This is a genomic window from Paenibacillus sp. FSL H7-0942, from assembly GCF_045040715.1.
GTDB lineage: Bacteria > Bacillota > Bacilli > Paenibacillales > Paenibacillaceae > Paenibacillus > Paenibacillus amylolyticus.
In genome coordinates, this window is the sequence record NZ_CP150279.1 from 4,302,053 (window position 1) to 4,327,950 (window position 25,898).

At 46.6% G+C, this 25,898-nt stretch carries 29 protein-coding genes; 1 reads left to right on the forward strand and 28 read right to left on the reverse strand.

Going from position 1 to position 25,898, the window contains the following annotated elements:
- Nucleotides 1–85 precede the first annotated feature (85 nt).
- From MHI48_RS19035 to MHI48_RS19110, 16 genes are all read right to left on the reverse strand, one after another.
- Nucleotides 86–616, reverse strand: coding sequence for a hypothetical protein (locus MHI48_RS19035; RefSeq protein WP_076328408.1), 531 nt, complete (start codon nucleotides 614–616; stop codon nucleotides 86–88).
- A 37-nt stretch (nucleotides 617–653) separates the two neighbouring features.
- Nucleotides 654–1,961 carry an amidohydrolase gene (locus MHI48_RS19040; RefSeq protein ID WP_076328407.1) on the reverse strand — a complete coding sequence of 436 codons (1,308 nt, stop codon included), beginning with the start codon at nucleotides 1,959–1,961 and terminating at the stop codon, nucleotides 654–656.
- Nucleotides 1,948–2,601: a redox-sensing transcriptional repressor Rex gene (locus MHI48_RS19045; protein ID WP_036671997.1), complete on the reverse strand. Its 654-nt coding sequence runs from the start codon at nucleotides 2,599–2,601 to the stop codon at nucleotides 1,948–1,950. Before MHI48_RS19045 ends, MHI48_RS19040 begins: the two co-directional genes overlap by 14 nt.
- Before the next feature lie 222 nt (nucleotides 2,602–2,823).
- Complete coding sequence (dinG, locus tag MHI48_RS19050; protein ID WP_076250015.1) at nucleotides 2,824–5,685, reverse strand: ATP-dependent DNA helicase DinG; 2,862 nt, start codon at nucleotides 5,683–5,685, stop codon at nucleotides 2,824–2,826.
- 142 nt (nucleotides 5,686–5,827) lie between these two features.
- Nucleotides 5,828–6,451 (reverse strand): tetratricopeptide repeat protein, encoded by a 624-nt coding sequence (locus tag MHI48_RS19055; protein ID WP_306068488.1) that lies wholly within the window; start codon nucleotides 6,449–6,451, stop codon nucleotides 5,828–5,830.
- A gap of 117 nt (nucleotides 6,452–6,568) precedes the next feature.
- Complete coding sequence (gene panD / locus MHI48_RS19060) at nucleotides 6,569–6,952, reverse strand: aspartate 1-decarboxylase (protein WP_017687742.1); 384 nt, start codon at nucleotides 6,950–6,952, stop codon at nucleotides 6,569–6,571.
- Nucleotides 6,945–7,841 carry a pantoate--beta-alanine ligase gene (gene panC, locus MHI48_RS19065; protein WP_076328406.1) on the reverse strand — a complete coding sequence of 299 codons (897 nt, stop codon included), beginning with the start codon at nucleotides 7,839–7,841 and terminating at the stop codon, nucleotides 6,945–6,947. Before panC ends, panD begins: the two co-directional genes overlap by 8 nt.
- Nucleotides 7,838–8,716, reverse strand: coding sequence for a 3-methyl-2-oxobutanoate hydroxymethyltransferase (gene panB, locus MHI48_RS19070; protein ID WP_036672039.1), 879 nt, complete (start codon nucleotides 8,714–8,716; stop codon nucleotides 7,838–7,840). Before panB ends, panC begins: the two co-directional genes overlap by 4 nt.
- Before the next feature lie 344 nt (nucleotides 8,717–9,060).
- Nucleotides 9,061–10,038 carry a biotin--[acetyl-CoA-carboxylase] ligase gene (locus MHI48_RS19075; RefSeq protein WP_076328405.1) on the reverse strand — a complete coding sequence of 326 codons (978 nt, stop codon included), beginning with the start codon at nucleotides 10,036–10,038 and terminating at the stop codon, nucleotides 9,061–9,063.
- On the reverse strand, nucleotides 10,025–11,323 hold the full coding sequence (locus tag MHI48_RS19080) for a CCA tRNA nucleotidyltransferase (protein ID WP_245838207.1): 1,299 nt from the start codon (nucleotides 11,321–11,323) through the stop codon (nucleotides 10,025–10,027). Before MHI48_RS19080 ends, MHI48_RS19075 begins: the two co-directional genes overlap by 14 nt.
- 61 nt (nucleotides 11,324–11,384) lie before the next feature.
- Entirely contained in the window at nucleotides 11,385–12,545 is a 1,161-nt protein-coding gene (bshA, locus tag MHI48_RS19085) for an N-acetyl-alpha-D-glucosaminyl L-malate synthase BshA (protein ID WP_036672009.1), read from the reverse strand.
- Nucleotides 12,546–12,644: 99 nt separating this feature from the next.
- Nucleotides 12,645–13,343 carry a bacillithiol biosynthesis deacetylase BshB1 gene (gene bshB1, locus MHI48_RS19090; protein ID WP_076328404.1) on the reverse strand — a complete coding sequence of 233 codons (699 nt, stop codon included), beginning with the start codon at nucleotides 13,341–13,343 and terminating at the stop codon, nucleotides 12,645–12,647.
- Nucleotides 13,340–13,780, reverse strand: a complete 441-nt coding sequence (gene mgsA / locus MHI48_RS19095; RefSeq protein ID WP_017687735.1) for a methylglyoxal synthase — start codon at nucleotides 13,778–13,780, stop codon at nucleotides 13,340–13,342. Before mgsA ends, bshB1 begins: the two co-directional genes overlap by 4 nt.
- An 11-nt stretch (nucleotides 13,781–13,791) precedes the next feature.
- A complete protein-coding gene (dapB, locus tag MHI48_RS19100; protein ID WP_076328403.1) occupies nucleotides 13,792–14,595 on the reverse strand; it encodes a 4-hydroxy-tetrahydrodipicolinate reductase in 804 nt (267 codons plus the stop codon).
- Nucleotides 14,596–14,675: 80 nt separating this feature from the next.
- Nucleotides 14,676–15,200 (reverse strand): tetratricopeptide repeat protein, encoded by a 525-nt coding sequence (locus MHI48_RS19105; RefSeq protein WP_082219127.1) that lies wholly within the window; start codon nucleotides 15,198–15,200, stop codon nucleotides 14,676–14,678.
- A 50-nt stretch (nucleotides 15,201–15,250) separates the two neighbouring features.
- Nucleotides 15,251–15,580, reverse strand: a complete 330-nt coding sequence (locus MHI48_RS19110; RefSeq protein ID WP_017687732.1) for a nucleotide pyrophosphohydrolase — start codon at nucleotides 15,578–15,580, stop codon at nucleotides 15,251–15,253.
- A gap of 171 nt (nucleotides 15,581–15,751) precedes the next feature.
- Between MHI48_RS19110 and MHI48_RS19115 the strand changes: the two genes are divergently transcribed.
- Nucleotides 15,752–16,621, forward strand: coding sequence for a YitT family protein (locus MHI48_RS19115; RefSeq protein ID WP_036607636.1), 870 nt, complete (start codon nucleotides 15,752–15,754; stop codon nucleotides 16,619–16,621).
- 121 nt (nucleotides 16,622–16,742) lie between these two features.
- Here MHI48_RS19115 and MHI48_RS19120 read toward each other — a convergent pair whose 3' ends face one another.
- The 12 genes from MHI48_RS19120 to MHI48_RS19175 all read right to left on the reverse strand — a co-directional run bounded on the left by MHI48_RS19120 (nucleotide 16,743) and on the right by MHI48_RS19175 (nucleotide 25,291).
- Nucleotides 16,743–17,612, reverse strand: a complete 870-nt coding sequence (locus MHI48_RS19120) for a sporulation protein YpjB (protein WP_076328402.1) — start codon at nucleotides 17,610–17,612, stop codon at nucleotides 16,743–16,745.
- 66 nt (nucleotides 17,613–17,678) lie between these two features.
- Complete coding sequence (locus MHI48_RS19125) at nucleotides 17,679–18,305, reverse strand: DUF1405 domain-containing protein (protein ID WP_036607641.1); 627 nt, start codon at nucleotides 18,303–18,305, stop codon at nucleotides 17,679–17,681.
- Nucleotides 18,306–18,415: 110 nt separating this feature from the next.
- Nucleotides 18,416–19,300, reverse strand: a complete 885-nt coding sequence (locus tag MHI48_RS19130) for a menaquinol-cytochrome c reductase cytochrome b/c subunit (protein WP_036607643.1) — start codon at nucleotides 19,298–19,300, stop codon at nucleotides 18,416–18,418.
- 21 nt (nucleotides 19,301–19,321) lie between these two features.
- Nucleotides 19,322–19,993, reverse strand: coding sequence for a menaquinol-cytochrome c reductase cytochrome b subunit (gene qcrB, locus MHI48_RS19135; protein WP_017687726.1), 672 nt, complete (start codon nucleotides 19,991–19,993; stop codon nucleotides 19,322–19,324).
- A gap of 15 nt (nucleotides 19,994–20,008) precedes the next feature.
- A complete protein-coding gene (locus MHI48_RS19140; RefSeq protein ID WP_036607648.1) occupies nucleotides 20,009–20,548 on the reverse strand; it encodes a ubiquinol-cytochrome c reductase iron-sulfur subunit in 540 nt (179 codons plus the stop codon).
- 192 nt (nucleotides 20,549–20,740) lie between these two features.
- Nucleotides 20,741–21,163 carry a DUF2487 family protein gene (locus MHI48_RS19145; protein WP_076328401.1) on the reverse strand — a complete coding sequence of 141 codons (423 nt, stop codon included), beginning with the start codon at nucleotides 21,161–21,163 and terminating at the stop codon, nucleotides 20,741–20,743.
- A 152-nt stretch (nucleotides 21,164–21,315) separates the two neighbouring features.
- A complete protein-coding gene (locus MHI48_RS19150) occupies nucleotides 21,316–21,495 on the reverse strand; it encodes an IDEAL domain-containing protein (RefSeq protein ID WP_017687723.1) in 180 nt (59 codons plus the stop codon).
- Between the two features lie 23 nt (nucleotides 21,496–21,518).
- Nucleotides 21,519–22,025, reverse strand: a complete 507-nt coding sequence (locus tag MHI48_RS19155) for a gamma carbonic anhydrase family protein (protein WP_076328400.1) — start codon at nucleotides 22,023–22,025, stop codon at nucleotides 21,519–21,521.
- A 44-nt stretch (nucleotides 22,026–22,069) separates the two neighbouring features.
- Nucleotides 22,070–23,188 (reverse strand): hypothetical protein, encoded by a 1,119-nt coding sequence (locus MHI48_RS19160; RefSeq protein WP_076328399.1) that lies wholly within the window; start codon nucleotides 23,186–23,188, stop codon nucleotides 22,070–22,072.
- A gap of 234 nt (nucleotides 23,189–23,422) precedes the next feature.
- Nucleotides 23,423–24,022, reverse strand: coding sequence for a histidine phosphatase family protein (locus MHI48_RS19165; protein WP_036607658.1), 600 nt, complete (start codon nucleotides 24,020–24,022; stop codon nucleotides 23,423–23,425).
- 43 nt (nucleotides 24,023–24,065) lie between these two features.
- On the reverse strand, nucleotides 24,066–24,701 hold the full coding sequence (locus MHI48_RS19170; RefSeq protein ID WP_036607660.1) for an anti-sigma factor: 636 nt from the start codon (nucleotides 24,699–24,701) through the stop codon (nucleotides 24,066–24,068).
- Nucleotides 24,698–25,291 (reverse strand): RNA polymerase sigma factor, encoded by a 594-nt coding sequence (locus MHI48_RS19175; protein WP_036607662.1) that lies wholly within the window; start codon nucleotides 25,289–25,291, stop codon nucleotides 24,698–24,700. The genes MHI48_RS19170 and MHI48_RS19175 overlap by 4 nt, the downstream gene beginning before the upstream one ends.
- Nucleotides 25,292–25,898: the final 607 nt, after the last annotated feature.

Below are 25,898 nucleotides of genomic sequence, written 5' to 3' on the forward strand. Positions count from 1 at the left end.
CAACACAAAGAACCGGTTCAGTCGGATATCCGTCTGCCGGTTCTTTCATTTCTTTAATTCTCTAGTTATCTCACTCTATCTTGTTCTAGCTGTTCGGGAGTGTGTAGACCAGGTCCACCTGTTCTCCGTTGCTAAAACGATAAAAACGATAGTGGTTATGCGTACCGTCTTTATAATACACTTGCCACACATATATTCCATTCACAACTCCGGGCATGATTCGTTTAATCTCACCGGCAGGAACTTCAGAACTGAAGCGATTGCGTATCTGCGCTTCGGACATGCCATTCTGCAGCAGCTCACTGTGTACAGCGTTTGCACCCTTAACCGGTTGATTGTTTGCATCGAATTTAACCCAGACCATAACATCCTGGTTATCCTTGATTTTGCCGATCAGGGTCCAGTAGATGTTGTCAGAGCCTTCTTTGTCTCCCCAGATGTACTTGCGCAATTCATCATAGGATGTAATGCCCAGTTGCTCCTGTGCTGCTTGTATGGCGAGCGCTTCTTCCTTGCGTTGGTCCTGCGTGACATGGACGTAATAACGTTGAAGTCCAAACAGAATCAGAACCAGTGCAAGCAGCGAAATCCATATCCACTTCTTTTTTTTCTTCAAAAGCCGAACTTCCTTTCCCTATGATGCTGTCCTGCAATTAACGAGCAAGCAGACCATCAAATGCCAATTGAGACTCACGCAAAATGCGTTCTTCATCCAGCGTCAGACATTCGCCATGTTTCACCACTTGTTTCCCATCCACCCATACGTGCTCAACATCCTTGGCAGAAGCCGAATAGATGGTATGTGAGATCAGGTCTGTATGTGGATAGAAATGTGCCTGTTCAATGTCCAAGGCGATAAAGTCAGCCTTCATGCCGACCTGGAGTGCTCCGGTATTGTTCAAGAAGATGGATTTGGCACCGTATGACGTTCCAAGTAATAACGCTTCGCCTGCTGGCACTGCCGTTGGGTCACCAGATACACCTTTGTGGATCAATGCAGCCAGTCTCATTTCCTCGAACATATCCAGGTTGTTGTTGCTTGCCGGTCCGTCTGTTCCGAGTGACACGGTAACTCCTGCTTTCAGCAACGCAGGTACCCGCGCAACACCGGAAGCGAGTTTCAGGTTACTTCCCGGGTTATGGGATACAGCCACATCATGTCGGGCCAAAATTTCAATCTCTTCGTCATTCAGATGCACCGCATGTGCAACCAGGGATGGACGGGAGAAAAAGCCCAGTTTCTCCAGATGTGCCACAGGACGCAGTCCATAATCAGCCACGTTCTGCTCGACTTCACGAAGCGTTTCCGACATATGTGTATGAAGGGGAAGGTTTAGGTCGTTCGCGACCTGCACAAGCTTCTCTATGTAGTCAGGAGGGCATGTATATGGTGCATGTGGCGAGATTACGGTTGTAATGCGACCATCTGCCTGTCCATTCCACTCACGTGCAAACGCAGCCGACTCCTCCAGCTTCCGCAATTGTTCTTCTTCCGAGCACAGCCCGATTACACCACGTGCCAGTGCTGCTCTAACGCCGGATTGCTCCACAACTTTGGCAACTTGATCCATGTGATCGTACATGTCCAAGAAAGCTGTAGTTCCTCCTTTTAACATTTCAAGCACCGATAGCGAAGTTCCCCAATATACATCTTCTGAAGTCATTTTCGCTTCCATCGGCCACATTTTTTCCTGCAACCATACTTGCAACGCAAGATCGTCTCCGTGCCCTCTGAGCAACGACATCGCTGCATGACCATGCGTATTGATCAGACCCGGCAGGAAGAACAGTCCTTTTCCATCCACTTTGGTACTATTTTTGTCTCCATCCGGCAATGTCTCACCAATATGCACAATCTTGTCATCCTCAACAACCATGTATCCGTGGACCACGTTCCATGTTGTGCCGCCTTCATTAACGGCAAATTTGCCGTTGTGAATTACCCATCTATTTGTTGTCATCTTCCTCGTCGTCCTTTCCAGTCTCCAAGTAATAGGCCAAACTAAGCAGATCCGTTGTAAAGTCAGCATGGTGAATCCGGATATGCGGCGGTGTTTTTAGAATGGTTGGTGCAAAATTAAGGATCGCTTCAATTCCTGATTCAATAAGCTGATCGGCTACATTTTGGGCTTCCGTATCCGGAACCGTGATAATGCCGATGCGGATATTTTCCGTTTTAACCGCTTCCGTCAATTCATCCATTGGTTTTACCGTCAAACTGTTGATTTGACTACCAATCTTCGGTCCATATGCATCAAATACAGCAACAATCTTCATGTTGTCTTTCAGATATGCGTTGTAGTTGGACAAGGCCTGTCCGAGGTTACCCGCGCCTACCAGAGCTACATTAATTTGCTGATCAATTTTGAGAATGTGACGAATTTTCTCGATCAAATAGGATACATCATACCCGATCCCTTTACGACCAAAATCACCGAAGTAAGCCAGGTCTTTACGAATTTGTGCCGGATTCAGATCCAGCCTCTGTCCAAGCTCTTGAGAAGAAACAGTAGCCACCTCACGCTGATGCAACTCGTTCAAATAACGCAAGTAAACAGGCAGACGTCTTACCACTGCTTCCGAAATTTTATCCGATTTCATTCTTGCTCCCCCTTACCAAGGCCACGATAAAAAAATAATAGATGAAAAGATGAGCATTCTGTATAAAACTCAAAGATAAACGTGACATTTTATACAGAATGCTCCTTGTAATTTAGGTTATAAGTTCTTACGTGCAACTGCTTTAATTGGATACGGAAATATCTAATAAAGTTTAACGCCAAACGATAGTGTCATGCAATGATATAACGAACAAAACAACCATTATTTTTGTTCATTAGCAGGTTTTTCCAACCACTCGGTAATTCGTGGAACCATCTGCTCCGTGAGCATATGCTCCATTTTGGGACCAGGTAATGAATACAAAAAGAATTTACCATAATACGCTTCAATTACCCGTGTATCATAAACAATGACAATTCCTCTGTCCTTTGCTGTACGCACCAATCGGCCAAATCCCTGCTTGAAACGAATGACCGCTTGTGGCACGGACAGTTTCATGAACGGATTTTTCTTCTGTTCCTGAAGCAACTCACTCTTGGCTTCCACCAACGGATGATTCGGTGGCTGGAACGGCAGTCGCACAATAGCGAGACAGGTTAGCGCCTCTCCCGGGATATCTACACCCTCCCAGAAGCTACTTGTGCCCAGAAGTACCGTTGCTTTGGCATCTTGAAACCTGCGAGTCAATTTGGAACGACTTCCACTGTCAACGCCTTGCCCAAGCAACGAGATGTCGTTGCCAGACAGTGCCTCCTTCAGCGGATCATAGACCTGTCGCAACATCTTGTATGAAGTAAACAGAACCATCATGCGTCCACGCGTAGCAATTGCCGTCTCTGCAAGTGATTGCACCAGCATATTAACAAAGTGCGCATCACCCACACTTCCCTTCACACTCGGGAAATCACGCGGAATCACCAGAAGTGCCTGATCGCGATAGTTGAAAGGTGATGGCAGCATCGACGTTAACAGCCGATTATTCTCAGAGGCTTCTTGTAAGCCAAGCTGCTCAATCATGAACTGGAATGACTTATCTACCGAGAGCGTTGCCGATGTAAGAACAACACTTTTCTTTTTGTCAAAAAATAAATCCTTAAGTTGGGCACTGACATCTACAGGTACGGCATACAGCTGAAGAGATTTACTGCGGAACTGACCGCTGGCTTCCATCCAGTACACCGTTTTGGCGTCATCCATACGCATGAAGAAACGTAGATTCTCCTTCAATGTGGTCAGATCTTTCAGCAATCCTGTAATGTCCGTGATCAGACTATCCGATTGATAATCATCCTGATCCTCTTTCACTTCAAGCAGCAATTTGTCCCCTTTGCGAACCAAATCGCCCAGAGTCACATAGATCTGGTTCTCCAGATCCTGCAACTCCTGCCATTTTGCAGGTTTCTGAGATGCTTTCAGACGCAGTGAAAATTGCCCCGTCTCTCCCGGTGAAGCATCACTTCGTTCAGGCAAGAGACCAAACAAGGCATCGCTCATACGATCCCACAGCTCCTTAACTTCAAGAGCGAGCGGGAACATCTGATCCACCATGGAGCCCCATTGCACCGAATTTTCATGCCCGGAAAACTGCGAACGAAGCATAGGTAGCTGACCATTACGACTGTCTTTAAATAGGCGGGTCAGTGTATGAACCAAGGTGAAATATTTCATATGCATTCCAAGATGTTTACCAGCGACATCCTCCAGATGATGTGCCTCATCGATCACAAGACTCTCATAGGCTGGCAGCAGCTGATGCGCGGCTTTCACATCCGTAAATAATTTGGAGTGATTGGTGATTACGATATCAGACAACCCTGCTTCATGTTTGGCACGATGGTAGAAGCATTTACGGAACCATGGACAGGATCTTCCCAGACATGATTCGGATTCACTCTGTACGGTCTCCCAGAAGTCCCCTCCGCGTCCGCTAAGGTTAAGTTCCTCATCATCTCCGGTTTCGGTCTGCGTAAGCCAGACGATCATCTGAGCAGCTGTGAAATAATCCTCTTTCGGTGTGGCGAATTCACGTTTATTGATTTTGTGTTCAAATTTGCGCAGGCACAGGTAATGTCCACGTCCTTTGAATACAGCAGCCTTAAACGGGAACGGAACCACTTGAGTCAGCATCGGAATGTCCCGCTCTCTCAATTGCTCCTGCAGATTGATCGTATGCGTGCTAACCATAACTTTCTGTTCTTGCTTCACACTTTCATAAATAGCAGGCAACAGATACCCTAGAGATTTACCGGTACCCGTTCCAGCTTCGATCAAGAGATGTTTCTCTTCATCCAAGGCTTGCCTTACACTGCTGAACATCTGAGTCTGCGCTTCACGCTCTTCGTAATGATCCAGTGTATCCTTCAGATTCTCCCGAACCTGGTCCATAAACTGTTCGAAGCTTACACCATCGAGGGGGTTAGCCTCCCGCTCATCGCGTGGTGCACCAATATCGGTCCAATCACTTACATTAAGAGCAAGCTGACGATAATAGGTATGTCCGTCCAGGTCCTGAATCGGCTCTGCTTCCTTCTCACTGCGCATTCCGTCCAAAAACCAACCCAAGTCACTGTCTTCTGGTGCAAACAGGTCACTGAGGCGCTGAATCGTTATGAGCGGTAATTCCTTTAACTCATCCAGACACTTGAGTAGCACATAGGCTGTCGCCAGTGCATCACTGTCTGCCTGGTGAGGGCGATCATGTTGAAATCCAAATTCGGAAGACACATAACCGAGTTGATAAGAACCCAGTGATGGGAATGTGATCTTCAGAAAATCAATCGTGTCCAGAATGCGGCCAGTGAACGGCAAATAACCGCAACGGTCAAGAGCATTCTGCAAAAAGTGAAAATCAAAAGCGACGTTGTGTCCAACAAGCACCACATCATTAAGCAGCGGAACCATCTCCATCATCATCTCTTCGAGTGAAGGAGCGTCCGCCACATCTGCATCGGTAATACCCGTCAACCCCGAAATAAACGGGGGAATCGGTACACCAGGGTTCACATAAGAACTATATATTTGAGTTATGCTGTAGTCATGGTCTATGATGGCAAGTCCGGCCTGTATAATCTCACCGTCGGACTGCGTGCCGGTTGTTTCGAAATCCAATACGGCAAATTTCATTGCAATGTACGGTCCCTTCCATTCCAGTCTATGTTACAGCATAGCAAAAAAAAGGGGATTTGAAAATTAACTGACAAAAAAGCGGTGTCCCCGCCGCTATGCCAAAGGAGGGAACACCGTTTTTTTGTCGCCGAATTCCCGCTTAATGAAGGGTCGTCAGCTGATTAGCATATTGCAATTTTCCCCTGTTCAACCTGCATGCTTCCATGTTGTACAGTGGTTCGGTCAATGTCGGGTCATACTGAAGGGCCTGTGCAAAGAGTGAACATGCAGCTTCGGGATTCGCAAGCTTGACTTGAATACAGCCTAGGGCGTTACACACAAGCCCTTTCAAGCGAGGTGAACCTTTAAGGTACATGATCTGCTGTAAATGTGTTCCGGCTTCCGCCATTTGTTCCAGATTCAGATACGCCAGCGCCAGGTAAAAACGAGTTAATGCACTCTCCGGATGGTCGGTCACAACCCGGGAGAATTGCATGATCGCCTGCGGATACATCTGTAATTTGAAATAACCCTGACCTCGACTGAAACATTCCAGATGGAGTTCAGGCAAAGCGGTAACAGCTTCCTGTTCCGGTTCAAGGGAAGCAGGCTTATCCATCTCCCGCTCCCTCACCTGGCTCATCTTTTCTTCAAACATCAGCCATTCATCCAGCATTCCGTCACTCATCCGCTTAAGCAAGTTCCACTTTTGCAGCAATTCTTGTTTGTTCAGGCCTTCAGCGGAAGGATAGCTCTTGATAATTTCATCTAACATGTCGTTCATTTCTGCGAAAACATGCTGGAACATCGATGCATCCCCACCCTTGAAAAAATGGATTAGTGCAGTGACCTGTACTCATTTTTTGCTTCAAGGGCCGATTTCATTCTCCTTACCAGTCGATTACATAATTGTTGCGTGGACTTCCTGTTTCATCGTTTGTACAGGTTTATTCTGCCCATCTACAAATACAACGGTTGGTTTGTGAGTATTTGCCTCTTCTTGCGACATCATGGCGTAAGAAATGATAATGACGTTATCTCCAGGCTGTACCAGACGTGCAGCTGCGCCGTTAAGACATATGACCCCGCTTCCGCGTGGTCCTGGAATCACATATGTTTCCAGACGTGCACCATTGTTGTTGTTCACAATTTGCACTTTCTCGTTTTCCATCAAGTCGGATGTTTCCATCAAGTCTTCATCTATGGTAATGCTACCCACATAGTTCAAGTTGGCTTCCGTTACCGTAGCCCGGTGAATTTTGGATTTCATCAGTGTTCTAAACATGGGACAGTACCTCCGATTTTTGCAACCTTATATTGTCAATCAATCTTGTTTTTCCGAATTTCACCGCAAGTGCAATGAGCAGATCGTCACGGCCTTGAACTTCTTCCTGATCTGTGAGCGGCTCCAGACTTGGAAAAGCCTGAATCTCGGCGTAGTCGATAACGGCAAGCGGTGAGGTTGCAATGTGCTCGCGCAGAATATGACGGATATCTGCGGCTGTAGTAGCTACACCTGTATCTGCGGCTTCCTGAGCTGCACGCAGTGCCTTCGACAGAACCAAGGCCTGTGTACGCTGTTCTGCGCTAAGATAGACATTACGTGAACTGAGAGCAAGACCATCCTCTTCGCGAACAATCGGACAGGGTACAATTTCTACAGGCATATTCAAATCATTCACCATCTGTTGAATGACCGCAACCTGCTGAGCGTCTTTCATTCCAAAAAATGCACGCTGTGGCTGTACGATGTTGAAGAGCTTGGAGACTACAGTTGTTACTCCGTCAAAATGTCCTGGACGTGAAGCGCCACATAAGCGCTCCGTCAGTTTTGAGACAGATACGGTCGTTTGCGTTGCCTGTGGATACATCTCTTCAACAGAGGGAATAAATACGATATCCACTCCTTGTGAGCCTGCTGTTTCCACATCTCTGGCTTCATCCCGCGGATAGCTGTCAAAATCTTCATTAGGGCCAAATTGAATTGGATTAACAAATATGCTTAATACCACGATATCGCTCTGTTGTCTGGCTATCTTCATCAAGCTTGCATGACCTTGATGAAGATAACCCATTGTTGGTACAAGACCTACAACAGACGCACTGGACCGAATCGCTTGACGTTTCAAGCTTAGTTCCTGTCTTAACTCTGCGATTGTCCGTAATACTTTCATGAGTTACTCCCCACCTTTTCCTTGCGTTGTCCGCCGTACAGTTGATCCAGAACACCATCCGCCGCATTGAATACATGCTCTTCGGCCGGGAACGAACGATCTTTCACTTCTTTCACGTAAGCTTCGATGCTGGTTCTGATTAATGTACCCACATCTCCATAGGTTTTGACAAATCGTTTGGGCGTATACGGAGAGGCATATTGAACCACATCGTGGAATACCAGTACCTGACCATCACAGCCTCGTCCTGCTCCAATTCCGATGGTAGGGATGGACAGTTCCTCCGAGATCGCCCGTGCAACTTCTTCCGTAACCAGTTCAAGCACAATGCCAAACGCACCTGCAGCTTCCAAGGCTTTGGCTTCGTCCATCAGACGTTTCGCATCCGCTGCATCCTTGCCCTGAATGCGGTAACCACCAATCTGATTAACCGATTGAGGTGTCAGTCCGATATGTCCAAGAACAGGCACGCCTGCTTGCACGACTGCTCTGACGGTGTCCGCTATCTCGACTCCGCCTTCCATTTTAACCGCATGGGCATGCCCCTCTTGCATCAGTCGACGGACACCCTTAAGCGTCTCATCCACGCTGCCATGATAGGTCATAAAAGGCATATCAGCCACAATAAATGTCTTCTCAGCACCGCGCACTACGGAACGTGTGTGGTATACCATGTCGTCGATGGTCACCGGAAGCGTCGAATTATAACCCAGTACTACATTGCCGAGTGAATCACCAACCAGGATCAGATCAATACCTGCTTCCTCTGCTAGGAGCGCTGTTGGATAATCGTAAGCCGTGATCATGGTAAGCGGCACGCCATCCTGCTTATATTTTTTCATTTTCACAATATTCAACGCTTGTTTGTTCGCCATTTTTTTTCATGGCTCCTTTCTTCTTTTCAAATAAACGCAACAAAAAAACCTTTTAGTTTTCCACTAAAAAGTCCCGAAAAGTCAAAAAAGAGTCACTTGCGATCGTCCCTTCTGTCTCGGTCCTCTTCGGCTCAGAGCAGAATCCAACAACTCACTTAAACGTATTTCATTCTTGCACTGCGGTCTGCTTATATAAAACACATCAAAGCAGAACAAAGGTTACTGTTACGGGAGTGCAATTCGGTCTGCATTAGCCGATATCGCCTCACGAACACAGTATACCAAAGTTCTGCTCAAACTTCACGTCTTATGTTCATTTTACCAGTGAAAATTCGACAAATTGTTTATGATTTCCAGGAAATCTCACCAGAGATGATTAGTGTATGTTCTCCATCGTGCTTCTCCACGATAAGTGCACCAGAAGGGTCAAGACCAATTGCCTTCCCTTCAATGACACCATGAGGATTCGTCACTGTAATCTCTCGATTCATCGATACGGACAGGGCCTCCCATAGAGCTGAGATCACGCCAAATCCTTCTTTTTGATACAAAAAATACAACTGTTCAAGCTCCGTCAAAATGGCAGCCGTTAGTTTGGTGCGATCAACGGATTGACCCGTCTCCATCTTGAGCGAAGTAGCGATTGTGGTCAGATCTTCCGGATAATCCTCGGGATCAAAGTTCACGTCAACGCCTATACCTGCGATACAGTATCTGACTTCATGATCTTCTACCGTAGATTCAAGCAATATGCCACATACCTTGCGTCCGTCAATCAACACATCATTTGGCCATTTGATGCCCGCATCAGCTCCTGAACAAGCTCGAACGGCACGACATACAGCCACTCCTGTTAATAAAGTTAGCTGGGGCGTATGCTGAAGTGGTAGATCAGGGCGTAACAGGACACTCATCCAGATTCCTTTACCCGGAGGAGAGAACCACTGTCGACCGAAACGTCCTCTTCCTCCTGTTTGTTCTTCCGCAATGACCACAGCGCCTTCTGCCTGCCCTTGCTCAGCTAGCTTGAGAACATCCCCTTGCGTAGACAGGGTCGAAGCCAACAAAACAGCCTTACGGCCAAATATGGTTGTATCCAGGGCCAATTGGAGCCCAGTAGCGTCAATGCTATCCGGCTTCGTTAACAGACGGTATCCTTTGCGGGATACCGCTTCAAACTCATAACCCATGTCTCGCAACTTGTTCACATGTTTCCACACAGCGGTCCGACTGATGGACAGATTACGGCTGATCTCTTCACCCGATACGAATCGTCCTTCTGCATTTAATAACATATGTAACAGATCTTCATGTTTGGTCATCTTGAACCACCCGCTTCACTTCTGCACTTAGTGCTTCATGCTGATTCGCTATCGTTCCAATCGCCGTTTCTCGTAACAAATGTTTCATTAGTTGCCCCAGCCAAGGCCCGCCTTTGCGCTGCACCATTTGTAACACTTGTTCCCCTGTAATATCCAACTCTTTCAAGTCATGCACAGGAATCGATTGACTCCATTCGGCTGCAAGCTCTTGTACTAATACAACCTGCATTTCTGCCGGTTCGGACTGATTCCGCCATCCTGCTGGCAGTGTAGACTGTATTCGAAGCCAATCATCCGCCGCCTGAACGCCACAAGCCAGAACAGTAACGATCCAATCGGAACGGAGACTGACCGTATCCTTCGGCTCCTGCACGGAAGTATGAATCAACTGTTCCACCTGAAGGACCCCTGTTATACGAGAACGATGTTCATTGGAAAATGTCCACTGACGTAATAATACATCTGCTTCATCCTTGCTATAACCGCCAGCAATCAGGATGAGTGACCAACGAAGCAACACATGCTGACCTGACAATTGTTCCAGATTGGATAACAACATCTTGTTAAATCGGGTCGAGCTTACCGGCGCTTTGATATGCGCAAGGGAATCACTTCTGTATAACAGCTCCAACCCTCTTAAAGGATGCGGTCCAGACATCATTTTTACCATCTCGGTACGTACCCGTTCCATTGCTATATGTTGAAGCAGGTCTTTCTGCCTTACAAGACCCTCCCACGTGTTATGGGCAATTTTGAAATCAAATACGGAAGCAAACCGGACACAGCGGAGCATCCGCAGTGCATCTTCACCAAATCGTTCCATCGCAGAACCCACACATCTGACTCGCTCTTCCTTGATATCTGCCTGTCCACCGAACGGGTCAACGATTGTCCCAGTGACGTCCATAGCAAGAGCGTTCATCGTGAAGTCGCGCCGCTGTAAGTCTTCCTTGATATCCTGAACAAATTGAACCGCAGCAGGTCTGCGGTTATCCTGATATTCGGATTCTGTTCGAAATGTGGTCACTTCAAAGTAATAACCGCCTGAACGAACGGTAACCGTACCGTGTTGCAAACCTGTAGGAATACAATCGTCAAACAGTTCCATGACTTGCTCAGGAGAAGCAGATGTCGTGATATCCATATCGTCCACAACACGTTCCAGCAATTCGTCACGAACGCAACCACCTACCCAATATGCCTTGTAGCCATGTTTGTTTAATGTTGTGAGTACATTCTCACTTTGCATTGCCATTTCACGATCTACCTGTGTCCATTGAACCACCACATATCACCTCTTCTCTTGCCTGTTGTGGTATGCACAGTATGATTTCGTCAAAGAATGATTAACCGCAAACCGGCTTCAGATTCGGAACTTCCCTTCCCAACACCCGGTAATATATCTGTTCATATTCATGCCGAATAGCATCATTGCAAAAGTCGTGATGCGCGCGCTGAAGACATGCTTCCCTGAACTCAGCAGCCAAACGATCGTCCGTCAACAAACGGATGGTGTTCTCGGCCATGGATTGTGTATCCCCGATCGCGGATAAATAACCCGTCTTACCATGTAAGACCAGTTCCGGAATTCCTCCGGCCTGTGAACCGATCGTGGGTACGCCACAAGCCATTGCTTCGAGCGCCACAAGTCCGAAACTTTCCTTCTCCGATGGAAGCATCAACACGTCCGCCATGGAGATGACCTGAGCAATGTCATCCTGTTTGCCAAGGAAATGAACTTTATCATTCAAGCCGAGATCATTAATCTTCCATTGCATCTTCGGCAAATCAGGTCCTTCACCAACAAATAACAGTTTGGCAGGAACCTGCTCCTGTACCTGACGGAAGACCTCTACCACATCCTGAGTTCTCTTCACCGGTCGGAAATTGGAGATGTGCATTAATATTTTTTCGTCAGGCGTAGCAAAGTCTCTTCGCAGACTGGCAGCATCCCGCGGATAATATATCCGTTTGTCAATAAAATTATAGGTTAGATCGATTGGACGCTGAATATCCAGCAATTCGACCGTTTCTCGAATCAAATCTTGTGATACGGCAGTAACCGCGTCACTTTCATTAATGGCTAGACGGATCAGATCCTTCAGAGATTCATCCTGAGCCAGAACCGTAATATCCGTTCCATGTAACGTGGTAACCACTTTAAGGCCGTCCCCTACCATTTGTTTCGCCAGAAAGGCACATACTGCGTGTGGCACGGCATAATGAACATGCAGCAGATCCAGCTGCTGTGACTTAGCCACCTGAGCCATCTTTGTTGCCAGTGACAGGTCATACGGAGGGTAACGGAAAACATAATAATCATTTACTTCAACTTCGTGATAAAAAATATTTTTCTGGAACGTACCCAGTCTGAACGGGATACTGTTGGCAATAAAATGAACCTGATGCCCCTGTTCGGCAAGTAATTTGCCCAGTTCCGTTGCGACAACGCCAGACCCGCCGAGGGACGGATAACAGGTGATGCCGATTTTTAGCTTTTTATCCATCCTGTGGACGCTCCTTTGATCTCCCGCTTCATGCAGGTTGATATAATGCAATGGAATAATGAAACCCTTCGTTTCATTAAACGTAAAATGTGAAATCGCTTATTGGGCACCCGGGCCAAATTGATGAACCACGTAAGGTGTAATTGTAGCAAAACCTTCTGCAAACGGGATGAGACTGCGTTGTCCGAGCAAGGAATCGCGGGCTCTTACACGTTCAATATACCCTTGATTCAATGGCGTTGAGACCGCTCCGTCTCCCAGTTCGAATTGGGAACGATAAGAGAGCAATGATGCTTCTTTTTGCTCATAGTGTTCCGTAATATCAACAATCAAATCCGTAGGCCCGATGTCATTAATAAAGTAAAAATAAAGTTCCTTCACCTGCACGGCAGGCATGTCCGGCAAGTAGTTGCGAAGCTTGGCGTTAAATACAGCCTCCTGCACAAGCTTACTGCAATTGACATGATCCGGATGACGATCTTCCCAATACGGAGCAAACACCATCCGAGGGGCATGACGCCGTATCTCAGCCGTCACCGCCTGTACATGTTCAGATGTAAGATATAAGCCACGATCAGGAAGCCCCAGATTCGTTCGACACGAAAGACCGAGGACGCGGGAGGCTTGCTCCGCTTCCTCGGTTCTGCGCTCTACTGTTCCGTTGGAAGACATCTCAGCACGAGTCAGATCACACACGCCTACTTTCAAGCCGGCAGCGGTATGTTTGGCAATCGTTCCACCCATACCAATCTCCGCGTCGTCTGCATGTGCTCCAAAGATGAGAATATCCAGACTCATTCGGAATCACCTGAATTCAATCCAGCCTCCGGCTTGTACTTATGTACCAGCTCTCTCCAGGCAAAATCGCCACGATCCAGAGCCTTAACCAGAATCTCAGCAGTTGCGATATTGGTGGCAAGTGGAATTCCCTGCACATCACAAAGACGTAGCAACGCATTAATATCCGGCTCGTGAGGTTGTGCCATCAATGGATCGCGCAAGAAAATAATCAGATCCATCTCATTTTGCGCAACCAATGCTCCGATCTGCTGATCTCCGCCCAATGGGCCTGATTCGAATCGATGAATCTTCAGAGACGTTCCTTCCATAATACGAAGGCCTGTTGTTCCTGTAGAATATAATTGATGGTCCGTAAAAACAGGCTCATATGCCGTCACGAAGTTAACCATCTCTTCTTTTTTACGATCATGGGCGATAAATGCTATTTTCAACATGACAATCTCCTTTAGTCGATAAAGTGGTCAAATCCGTAGATCATTCCTGTATACTCCATAACCTTTTGCACACCAATCTTAACACCAGGCATATAACCTGCGCGCTCATAGGAGTCATGCCGAATTTTGAGTGACTGTCCATAGTCTCCGAAAACAACTTCCTGCTGCGCGAATACACCAGGCAATCGTACACTGTGAATTCGGAAACCATTGTAATACCCGCCTCGTGATCCTTCAATCGTTTCTTCCTCATTTGGATTACCTTGACGAAGTTCTTCCCGATTGGCAGCAATCAGTTCCGCTGTTTTGATCGCAGTTCCTGAAGGAGCATCCAGCTTCTGATCTCCGTGATATTCGATGATCTCCACATTTGGCATATGTTTGGCAGCTTGTGCTGCGAATCGCATCATCAAAATGGCACCAATCGAGAAGTTAGGGGCAATAAGCCCTCCAATTCCTTTATCCTGGCACTGCTTGTCCAACTGTTCGATCTGCTCCGGCGTGAAGCCGGTAACACCCATGACAGGTCTGACTCCATGACGGATCGCGATCTCAGTATGTGCAAACGCAAATTGTGGTACTGTAAAATCAACCATAACCTGAGGTTTTGTTTCGGCAAAAGCCATTTCGATATCATCAGTCACCAGCACCCCACACTCTGGCAAACCAACAAGGGTTCCTACATCCGTGCCTGCTCCGGAGCGGTTGACAGCCGCTGCAAGCTCCAATTCCGGGTCCTGAAGTACCAATTTCACAACTTCACGGCCCATACGGCCAGCCGCTCCGATCACGGCAACTCTGATTACTTCACTCATATTGACTGCATCTCCTCACTATGTTGGATCATATCGTAGAATCCATTTCAACTCGAAAGAAATCTTTGCAAAATGAATTCTTATTGAATGGATTTCATACGTTGCTTGATTTCCTGTAACATCTGATGCAGTTGCCCATTCTGCGGATCCAGCAAAATTGCCTCACGCAGCGCCTGAATTGCATAGTCAAATTCATTCAAATCACTGTAAGCCAGCGCAAGCATAACATGAGCTTCCACTGAGAGCGGATCAAGTTTGACCGCTTCTTCCAGAAGCGTAGACGCTTCCACATAGCGCTCCTGTGTTGCAATACCGGCCTGCTCCAACAGCAACTTCGCTCTGGAGGTCAATTGTTTTGCTTCCAACGTCTGCAGATGTAAAATATACTCTTCTGTTCCTGGCGACAATTCAACCGACTTGCGTGCATATTCAAGCGCTGGAACCAGATGTTTGCTGCGGGCGTGTGTAATGGAACAGCGATAATATAACTCCGCATGTTTTGGATGAGCGTGAATGGCTGACTCGAACCAACGAATCGCCTGCTCAAAATCATTTTGCAATATACAGCGGTAAGCCTGCTGCATATATTCTTCCGGTTTCATCATTAAGCTGACCCTCCCCGATCGGGTGATGGTACAGCATATGTAATCTACGCCTAATCGGTGTTTTTGGGAGTCCACCGATTGGCATCGCGGGTGTTAAATTTATGCATGACTTTATCGTGCGCCTCAGCCAGATCAATTCCCAGTGAGTTCGCAAAACAAATCGTGATAAATAAAATATCTCCAAGCTCAAGTTCAATGGAATTGGCTGCTTCGGAAGATTTCTTCGGCTTCTCGCCGAATTCATGATTCACTTCCCTGGCGAGCTCCCCAACCTCTTCAGACATCCGGGCCAACATGGCCAGAGGACTGAAATACCCCTCCTTGAACTGGGAGATATACTGATCAACCTCACGCTGCATTTCTGCGATGCTTTTCTCCATGAGAACGGATTCTCCTTTGAAATGATGTCGTATTTGTTCCTAATAATATCAGTTATTTAGATTCACTTCCACCATCATCAGCGACAAATCATTTTTAAAGAATCAATAAACAGGTATACTAGATGGGAATGATTGCTTCTTCATTCTAATTTATCTACAGCGAGGGATCTTATGAGCACTGCCAAAACCTGGATACAAGTTAAACTGGTTCTTCCCATCGTACTGGGTACAGCCTTATATGCCTTTGGGCTCCTCTATTTCATTATCCCCAACCAGCTTATGGAAGGTGGCCTCACCGGGGTTACGGTGCTGATCAATTACGCTTTTGGCATCTCACCTTCACTTACAACCTTGATTCTGAATGTTCCCCTCTTTCTGATTGGGCTCAAAATTTTGGGCGGCAGACAGATGATCTATACGGGTATCGGAATCGGGGCACTGACCGTTTTTCTATGGTTGTTTGAGAAGTTGATTCATCTGGGCTGGATTGAACCATTACATACCGAGAATGACCTCCTGCTCGCAGCCCTATATGCAGGTGTCACCCTTGGAGCCGGCCTTGGCATTGTATTCCGTTGGGGCGGAACGACGGGCGGTTCAGACATCATTGCCCGTATTCTCAACCGCAAGTATGGATGGAGCATGGGCCGAGTATTACTGGGCATCGACTTTGTCATTATCGGGCTCTCTCTCATCTACATCCCCAAAGAAAAAATTCTGTATACGCTTGTAGCTGTATTCATCGCCTCCAAAGTCATCGACTTTATTCAGGAAGGTGCATATTCTGCCCGGGCATTTATGATCATTAGTGACCATGCACCCGAGATTGCGGATCAGATCACACGGGATATGGATCGTGGCGTTACTCTCATTCCAGCCATTGGCGCGTACTCTAAACAGGCCAAACACATGGCCTACTGCGTGATCTCCAGGCAAGAGTTCAGGCGATTGCAGACCATTGTACGTTCCATTGACCCGAGAGCTTTTGTCATCATCAGCGATGTTCACGATGTACATGGCGAAGGTTTCAAAGAAAGCTGATATAACACAGAAACTACAAGAAAACCTCTTTTACATGAAGAGCCGTTAGCGTGGCTATTCATGCGGAAAGAGGTCTTTTTTTTATATACCACTTATAGATCAGGATCAAGTTCATATCCGATTAGCGCCGAAAAGGAAAAATCCCCTGCTGCTGCGCACGATATTTACGATATCCGGCGTAACTTAACGTCGCCACAATGACTGAACTAATGAGCAGCCCGGCTGCCCTGCGATCGGGACCCTGTACAAACGGTACAAAGGCACTCTCGTCCTTCTCGCGACCAAACAACTTGTTCACCAGTTCCTCCCCATGGCCAACCATGCTCTTTAATTGAGCCAGATCAGGTTGCTTGGCAGCGGTAAGCCCTTTGGTATGAGATAACCAGGCGTCTATCTGAGCAATTTCATACGGTTCACGGCGAATCAGTGCGGCAGGACGAATCGTCTCATAATGCTCCTCCAGAACGGTGTAGCGGTTTGCCAGTACGGCCGCAGTTTGCCCTTGATTTGTAGCAGCGGATAAAGCGTCCAGATCGTTTTTCACGATTTTATAATATTGAAGCCATAAAGGCTTGGTTGGATTCGCGAGACTATCTGCTGCAAGTCTAAGCTTGGCTGAGGACTGCTGAAGAGAAGCATCGTCATTTTTCACCTTCACAACGGCTTGTTTCACTTCAACTATGGTTTCGGACAAGGCGTGAATGCCCTCGACTGTTGTTTGTCCCTCAAAGGAGATATGCTCCAGACTTTTACTGATACGCAGAATGCTTCCGCGCACTTCTTCAATATTATTCTCGAGCGCCTGACGATACAATATGGCTGCTTCCTCATTCAGTTGTGCAATTGAACTGCTTGTGGACACTTGCTGATCTGAATTCGAATTCAATGCTTCACTTTGCGCGGATACACGATATGCTAAGTTCGTCCACAGCATTAGAGCCATGAACGATACCACCAGTAAGCCAGTTTTGATCCCAAACGTTCTCTTCATGGACATCCCTCCCACCACCAATGTATGGCGGGGGACAGTTCATTAGAACAAGCTCAAGATCGGATATCAGGTTCGTTTCGCCTGTCTTAAGGCCAGCCACGCGCACAGAATGCTTACCAGTGTCAGTCCGAATGTGAAATTACGCACACCATCTACATGATCATAGAGGGATGCGGGTAACCAAGGGTAAATATCATATGTATAATCCATCGTATCGTTCAACAGCGTCCAGAGACCTGCAACGACAAGGGAAGTCCAGCGGAAGCCGAAAAAGCGTACAAAAATCAGAGCTTCTATGGCCATCGCACTATGCGAAGCAATCAACATCCAGTCTTGCCAGTGCTGTGTACCACCTTGCATCCAGCCAGCGAAAATAATGGATACGGCCCACACGCCATATTTCACAGATGTAACCACGGCAAGCGCCTGAATCACATGTCCGATCCGTTTGATAATGATGGACCGCGGTGGGTACAACACCCATAACAACGCTAAAGTAAAAAACAAACTCGCTGTTGGGCTATCCGGCACAAATACGATCTGCCACACCGGTTGCTCAGCCAGCGTCAATTTCATTTGCTCTCCGTACCAGATGTATCCGTATACCGTTCCTACCGCATTACACCAAAATAATAGCCACAGGAAATAACGATTGGTTAGAAATTCCCTACTCCAGAAATACGATAAAGCCACATTCCCTGCCCCTTCCTTCATCAATATTGTGCACGATACAGTGCTGTCCAAAAAAACACTTCAAAAAACCTGACCGCATAAACGATCAGGTTTCATTGGTTATTTCGATTTTACTGTTCTGCTTTCTGTTTCGCAAGCCATTCGGTCAGATGAGTGATCTCTTCATCCGTGACACCTTGAGCAATAGCATTATTGTACTGAGGTTGCATTGCATTGTAACCTTCTTTGATAATGGTCAGAATCTCTTCCTGGCTGTGCTTGTCACCTATGCCTCGAAGCGAAGGTCCAGTTGCGCCCTTCATATCAGCCGCATGGCAACCAATACATCCAGCCTTCTTGTACGTTTCCATTGCAGGATCATCCTGTTCCACGATCGCAACTTCTTCTTGCTGTCCAGGTGCATTGGAAACGGGTGGGAGCCCCTGTTCACGCCTCTCCAGCGCTTCTTCTTCACGTTGAATATGTTCAGGTTTCTGTCCACTTGCTTCCAACTCATGCTCGTAGTGCGTCCATGCTACATTTGTCAGGTAGAATACAGAAATGACCGACAAAATCATCAGTGATGAAGCAATTGGGCGTTTATAGAAACGCCGCTCCTTGCCTGTATCCAGGAATGGTGCCAGTAGCAAAGCTCCAAAAGCAACTCCGCTGACCCCCAGTACCCCGAGCAGAACGTAATCGCCCGATGCGTATGGATACTTCAAGTACTGATACAGAAAAAGGAAGTACCAGTCCGGCATAGGAATTACGGATGCGCTCGGATTGGCCGGATAGCCTAAAGGTGCAGGTTCTGAGATCGTGAGAACCAGAATCCCCACCAATACAACGACACCAACCATCCATTCTTTCAGCAGGAAGTTGGGGATAAAGGCTTCTGATTTGCCGGGATACGCAGTGTAATCAGGAGGGGTAATAAATCCCGCCCCTTTACGGACCCGTGAATCACCGACAAAGATAACCTTTTCCTCATCATCCTTCTTATGTCCGTGAGCCATTGCGATTCCTCCCTTCTCAGTTTATAGTGGTCCCGAAATGCCCTGTCTGCGGATCATGATAAAGTGTCCGACCAGAAGCACCAGAAGCACAGCGGGGAGGAAGAATACGTGCAGGGCAAAGAATCGGGTTAGTGTCTGTGCACCAACAATCGTACCGCCTTGCAGGAATTCTTTAATAATCGGTCCCAGCCAAGGAACCGTATTGGCAATCTCCAGTGTTACTTTTGTTGCAAAATAGGCTTTGTTATCCCATGGCAACAAGTACCCTGTCAGCCCCAGGCCCAACATGACGAAAAAGATCAGCATGCCAACAACCCAGTTCATTTCACGCGGTGCCTTGTAAGAGCCTGTAAAGAACACACGCATCGTATGTAAGAACATCATTACGATAACCAGACTGGCTCCCCAGTGGTGCATGCCGCGAACAATTTGGCCGAAGGCTACTTTGGTCTGCAGGTACTCCACACTAGCGTAGGCATTGATAATATCAGGTACATAATACATGGTCAGGAACATGCCTGACAGAATCTGAATAACAGTAATAAAGAACGTCAAGCCACCAAAGCAGTACACGAATGCGGAAAAGTGATGAGCCGGATTTACATGCTCTGGAACTTCATGATCCGCAACGTCCCGCCAGATTGGCGTGATGTCAAGACGCTCGTCAATCCAGTCATAGACATTTTTAAACATCTGCGTTCACGCCTCCTAATTCACTCGGGTGTTCGGAACAATGTCGCCCAGATATACCCAACCCTGCTCTTCCTTGACTACGTACTCATCCAGCGGTTTGGGGGCTACGGCAAGATTCTTTCCTTCCTTGTCATAGTGCGCGCCATGGCAGGGGCAATGATACTCGTCAGGGTATTGCTTGTCACTATTCCAGCCTACCGTACATCCCAGATGTTTACAGATAGGTGAGAGTGCATAAATTTTACCCTGCTCGTCTTTGCGAATCCACGCCACTAACGATGCATTACTCAGATACCAACCATCTTGTTGTTTAAGTTCAAAGGTGAATTCTTGAGGCTCATTCGTAATTTTGCTGATTTCAGCTACTTTGACAGAGGTGCCTTCTCCCTTATGTTGCAAAATCGGGTCCACCGCAAAACGGACCATAGGAAGGATTGCACCGGCGGCCATGTAGGCTGTAGCTCCACCAAGCGTGTACGTCAAAAACTGCCTGCGTGACATCTCCATGCGGCTTGGCAATTTCAATGAAGCTTCGTGGTCATGCTCACTGCTCATACTGTCTCCAACCCCCTTTTTCAGCCAACTCTCTCAAACGTTTTCATTTTCATAAATTCCACGACTTACTAGAACATACATAATCATATAGTAGCCCTAGAACACCGTCAAGAATTTGTCACACATTTTTAAGGTTCAATTGTAAGCGTTATTAAAAAAATGTTGTAAAATTGTCACATTTGTCGCTAAAAACTATTTTTTCCACAACTCTCGTATCTTTTCCCCTACAAATCTCGCAATCCCTTCTTCTCCGACCTCATGAGTTAAGAAGGTCCGACTCAAAACCAGATCAGCAGCTGGAATTTCCACGCCATCCAAATGACCATCCGATGACATAATAACCACATATTTGAATCCTGAGGATTTAAGCTGTTCGGACAAGGAATTTAATGTCATTGACAATTCCGAATTAGCATAATGAAAGGCTGGATAAGTCATGATTCTCCCTTTGAAAGGAATTTCGACCAGATCCAGAAAATCTCTCAGCCGCTCCAACGCCTCGGTAGCTTCAACTGGCGACTGCTCACCGCTAAGAGCTGTGTATGGAATAAGGCATGTATCCAGATAGAGTTGCAGTTCAGCCCAGCTGTCTTGAGTCATCTCACTGAATTTCAATTCCCTATATCCCCTCTCTATCCATTTTATTCCCATATTATATATGACTATATCTTATAAATCCAGACATTCATTTCGGAATTACACATATCAAAAAAGGAAACACGCATCTGCGCATTCCCTTTTATCTCAGAAAGGAACTATTTTGCTAATCAGTTTATGGTCCTCAGTTCATCCGTCAGACTCCGGAAAGCTACTTCGTCTCCGGTAGCTAACGCTTTATCGATTTCCAAATAGAGCTTCTCGCTGCGCTGTTTGCGAAGCGCTTCGTCCCAAACCATCTCAGCTGCCAGCCCCAACATGACTTCATACGTAACTTTCATTTTATCCAATAGGATGCACCTCCAAAACGGATTTAAGAGCTCCTATATTCTTCTCCTTTGGTAACATAACCCAGTGAAGTTCTGGACATCCGCTCCAGATCGGCATCAGTCAGCTCACGTATCACTTTGGCAGGTGTCCCCAAAGCAAGAGTATAGGGCGGAATTTTACTATTCTCAGTAACAACAGAACCGGCTCCAATCAGCGTATATTCGCCAATATCGGCTCCATTCAGCAGAATGGCTCCCATGCCGATTAATGATCCTGTTCCAATACAACAACCATGAATGATCGCTGTATGTCCTACTGAGACATCATCTCCCACAATCAAAGGTTGATCAGTATTGACATGCCCGACAACGTTATCTTGAATATTACAGCGCTTTCCAATGATAATAGGAGCCAAATCAGCCCGAAGGACTGCATTGAACCAGACGGAAGACTCTTCTCCCATTCTCAAATCACCGATCAGTTTCGCACCTTCAGCCATATATACCGAAGGGTGTAACTGAGGTTGTAGACCTTTGTATGGAATTATCATTATTATCACTCCTTAATTTGGGAGTGATTTTAGCAACTTGTCCTTCACTTGTCAAACAAAATAGGTGTAATGTCTCCGGAGATGGAGCGACAGGATGCAGCAAGACGTGTGCCCCAGGCTGTCATTTGTATAGTCCTGCCTTCCTCATGTTCCCCAATACGGACCATGCCAAGATGCAACATCATTTTAACAATTCTGTTATCATAAATGGCCTCGGCCGTATCATAGTAAAACGGCTGAATGAACGGACCGATCTGACGAAACAGCGACTCGGCGGTTGACCATTCTTGGGCACATTCGCCTGTCCAATACACAATAGAGGACAGATTGGGAATAGCACCTTTATACAATCTTAACCAAAACCTAAATAGCTGTATCATTTCGGCTGTTTTCTCAGCTCCCAGCTTGTCTTCTCCAGCTGGTGATAACTTCAGCGTGCCTTGCTCCTCACGAACCAGCCGATGGTGAAATGCATAGTCGTACAGAAGTGCGAAACGATCCGGGTAATCCTTGAAGGAACGGCCATATCCGAATCTCCATCCACCTTTGCCCACCAATTCCTCACTAATGTGCAGATGCTCCATAATCTGCTGTTGAGAGCGACGGTACATCATGCCTTCAGCGTTAAGGGCAATTTCGTGTTGCTGGACAAACTGCAGGAACAACTTGAGATCATCCGCTAAGAGATGATACTCATCCCGATACATGGGTGGCTCCGTTGTTTTGGTAATCCCTGCTCGCAGATGTGTGGATAACACATCCCTGAATCTTAATTTCAGATCCTGGGGTACTTGATACAAATACCTGGTCTGCTGCGTTGTCCCATTGAACAACCATCCACTCTTATTGAAGCGAACGATGAGATCACGTGGACTCGCGCCAGCCTCACTCTCCTTTTTGTCCATCGATTGACGGGCTATGGCAATGAGTTCTTCCATACCATAATACTGGCGAGGATCAAACAACAAGTTGTTCAAAAAGCGCTGATCTGCTTGATTCAGTTGACGTACCTGCTGCTCAAAAAAGGGTCTGCTGCCCAATGTAGTGAGAATACTCTGGATGAGTTCATGTTTGGAATTGGGCTTGCATTCACATTGGTAATAGTCTGCTATTCGATTAAGCTGGCCAATATCGGCAAAAGTAAGCATATCCGCTAGATTCATGGGTCCATCGCCTCGCCCGTTAACTACTTCGACTACTGATTCAGAGCCTGAAATAGTTTGGTTTTGTAAACATCGTTGACGGAATTCCCATAATCTAAACCTCTTTTTGGAAATCTTTTATGTTTTAAACCATACTATGCCCCGAGTTGGTCAATCAGAAGAAAAATGAGAGGTTTGAAATCATATAAAGTCTTTATTTCCCCATAAAACGCAAAAAAAACAACCCAAGTTGGATTACTCAGGTTGTTTCGCTGTGTCCAAAGACAGATGTCGTGTGCAATTATACAACAGCGGACTCCAGTCATCACGTTCCTTTTCCAGGATCGTCAGTGACAGGTTTCCAATGCGTTCTGTATACCGATCTTTAAACAAAGCTGTTAACAAGTTGGCTAAGAAAGCTCCGTGAGTGACAATGAGTACGTTTTGGTCCGAATAGGCAGACCATAGATCTTCCAGAAACGCCAGTGCACGAATCTGGATATCCGCTATCTGCTCCTGTCCCAAGTCCAATGTCTCCCAGGCTTGGCCCCAACGGGCAACCCGTTCTTCTGAAGTCAGACCTTCAATCTGACCAAAAGCCCTTTCTTTCAACCGTGCGTCCGGCTCAAGCAAAGGTACATTCAACAGCTTGGAGATAATCTCCCCTGTTTCCTGTGCCCGCGATAATCCACTTGTGATGATATAGTCCCATTGGTATTCTTCCGTCAGCAGACGTCTTCCCAGGCGCTCTGCCTGTTCACGACCTTCTCCATTCAGAGGAATATCCGTCTGACCCTGTATACGGCCCGCCGCATTCCAGTCTGTAAGACCGTGACGAATAAGTCCGATTCGCACTTACATCCCTCATTTCTCCACACGGCGAACGAAAGGTTATTACCTATGCACTCGCACCTTGTTTGCGTTTATTCGTTGTTCGATGCATACGTCCAAGAGAAAATAACGCCATTCCTATTGCAAGTAAAGAGAGGGCCATCCAATACTGCGGATAAGCAGGTCCCATGCTCACAACAAAAGGTTCTATGATACTTCCTCTGTCCGCTCCAGTCATGTTGTACTGATACATGCCAGAGGACGATGGTCCGCTTCCGGCAACCCCTGTCTCCAGGATACCCGTAGTAACAACTTTGGTTTGCTCAGCTTCTGATACGTCTGGCTTAAACATTGCCATATACAGAAAGCTGCATAAAAAAATAGCCAGGAACGCGGCAATCCACAAAGACATATGCTTGCGGATCACAGCAGAGAAACGATTAACCTTTACCTCTTCCGGCAGTAACCATGGAGACTCCGCGTAGATCCGGTCCATAACGTTACGGTTCACTCTCTCTGCTTGTTGTTCTGTCACTGGAACCGGAATGCTGTGCAGCAATATCTGAGCTTCTTCCCAGACCTCAAACTGCTCGGAGCACTCTTCACAACCAGCGAGATGAGCATGAAATGCAATCCGCTGAGGATGAGTTTCCGGCAAGTCCCAGACCAGTGCAAACAGTTCCTGGGCTTCATTGCAATTCATCGGTTCTTCATCCCTTCATATGGCTCGTACACCGGTTCGAAGAAATAAGGTTCCAATTGAGTTTTTACGCTTGATCTTGCTCTGAATAATAGCGATTTCACAGAACTGACGCTCTGCCCAAGAATATTCGCAATCTCTTGGTAGTCTAGTTGATCATACTCACGGAGTATAATCGCAGAACGCTGCTTCTCCGGCAAATTGTTAATCGCATCCCTAACCAGCATCACCCGCTCGCTGCGTAGTACAGCATACTCCGGTGTATTCTCCGAAGGAGCAACGGGAACAATCCCGCTCTCTTCAAGTGGGACATTTCCGCTGCGCTGTTTGCGAAGCTCACTCAGTACCGTATTTCTCGCAATGGTATATAACCAGGTTGAGAATGAGGCATCCACCTCACGGAAAGAGTGCAGACTGCGGAACGCCTTATAGAAAGTCTCAGAACAGAGATCTTCCGCAAGCAGCTCCATATTGGAACTTTTCAACATATGATATACGAAAGCCAGTATTTTACGCTGATAACGACTCATCAGCTCGGAATATAACTCCAGGTTACCTTCCTTGATCTCTCGAATCAACTGGGAATCCGTCATTTGAGTGCGACCCCTCCTCGCCCATCCATGTGCTTCTCCCCGTTCGACTCTATCCATGTATTACCGAACAGGCACAAAAAAGTTGCGGTTCTCACCGCATATAAAAAGCGTTCAGCGCCATAACTGGCCTTCCCGCCAAATTCCCCTATGTAATGGCAATTTCCCCAACGTTTCTACATTAACAGTATTTATTGTACAACGGTCTGCATCATCCTGGCAAATCCATTGGCATCCACAAAACCCGACCTGTCATTCATATGCGGTCATTTTCACGTTCATGACTTCATTTTGAGCCTTTTTGGTAACCCTTGCTTATATAGACGGACGATACACCGAAAAGGTTACAAAAATGTGATATTTATTGGATCTAAGGTATCCTAACAGATTAAGGAGGGAGATGTAAATAGAGGATGCAAGTTCAATTGTAACTATTTACATATCAATGCCTTTCCCATAACTTTTTTAGACAAAAAAAAGACCGCTTACATAAGCGGCCATTGCTCACGTGGAGCAATACAGTTATTGGATAGGAGTGGAGAGAAACCATACTGTACCCTTATTATATGTATACGTTTTCATTTTGTCAACACTTTCAGTAAAATTGTTT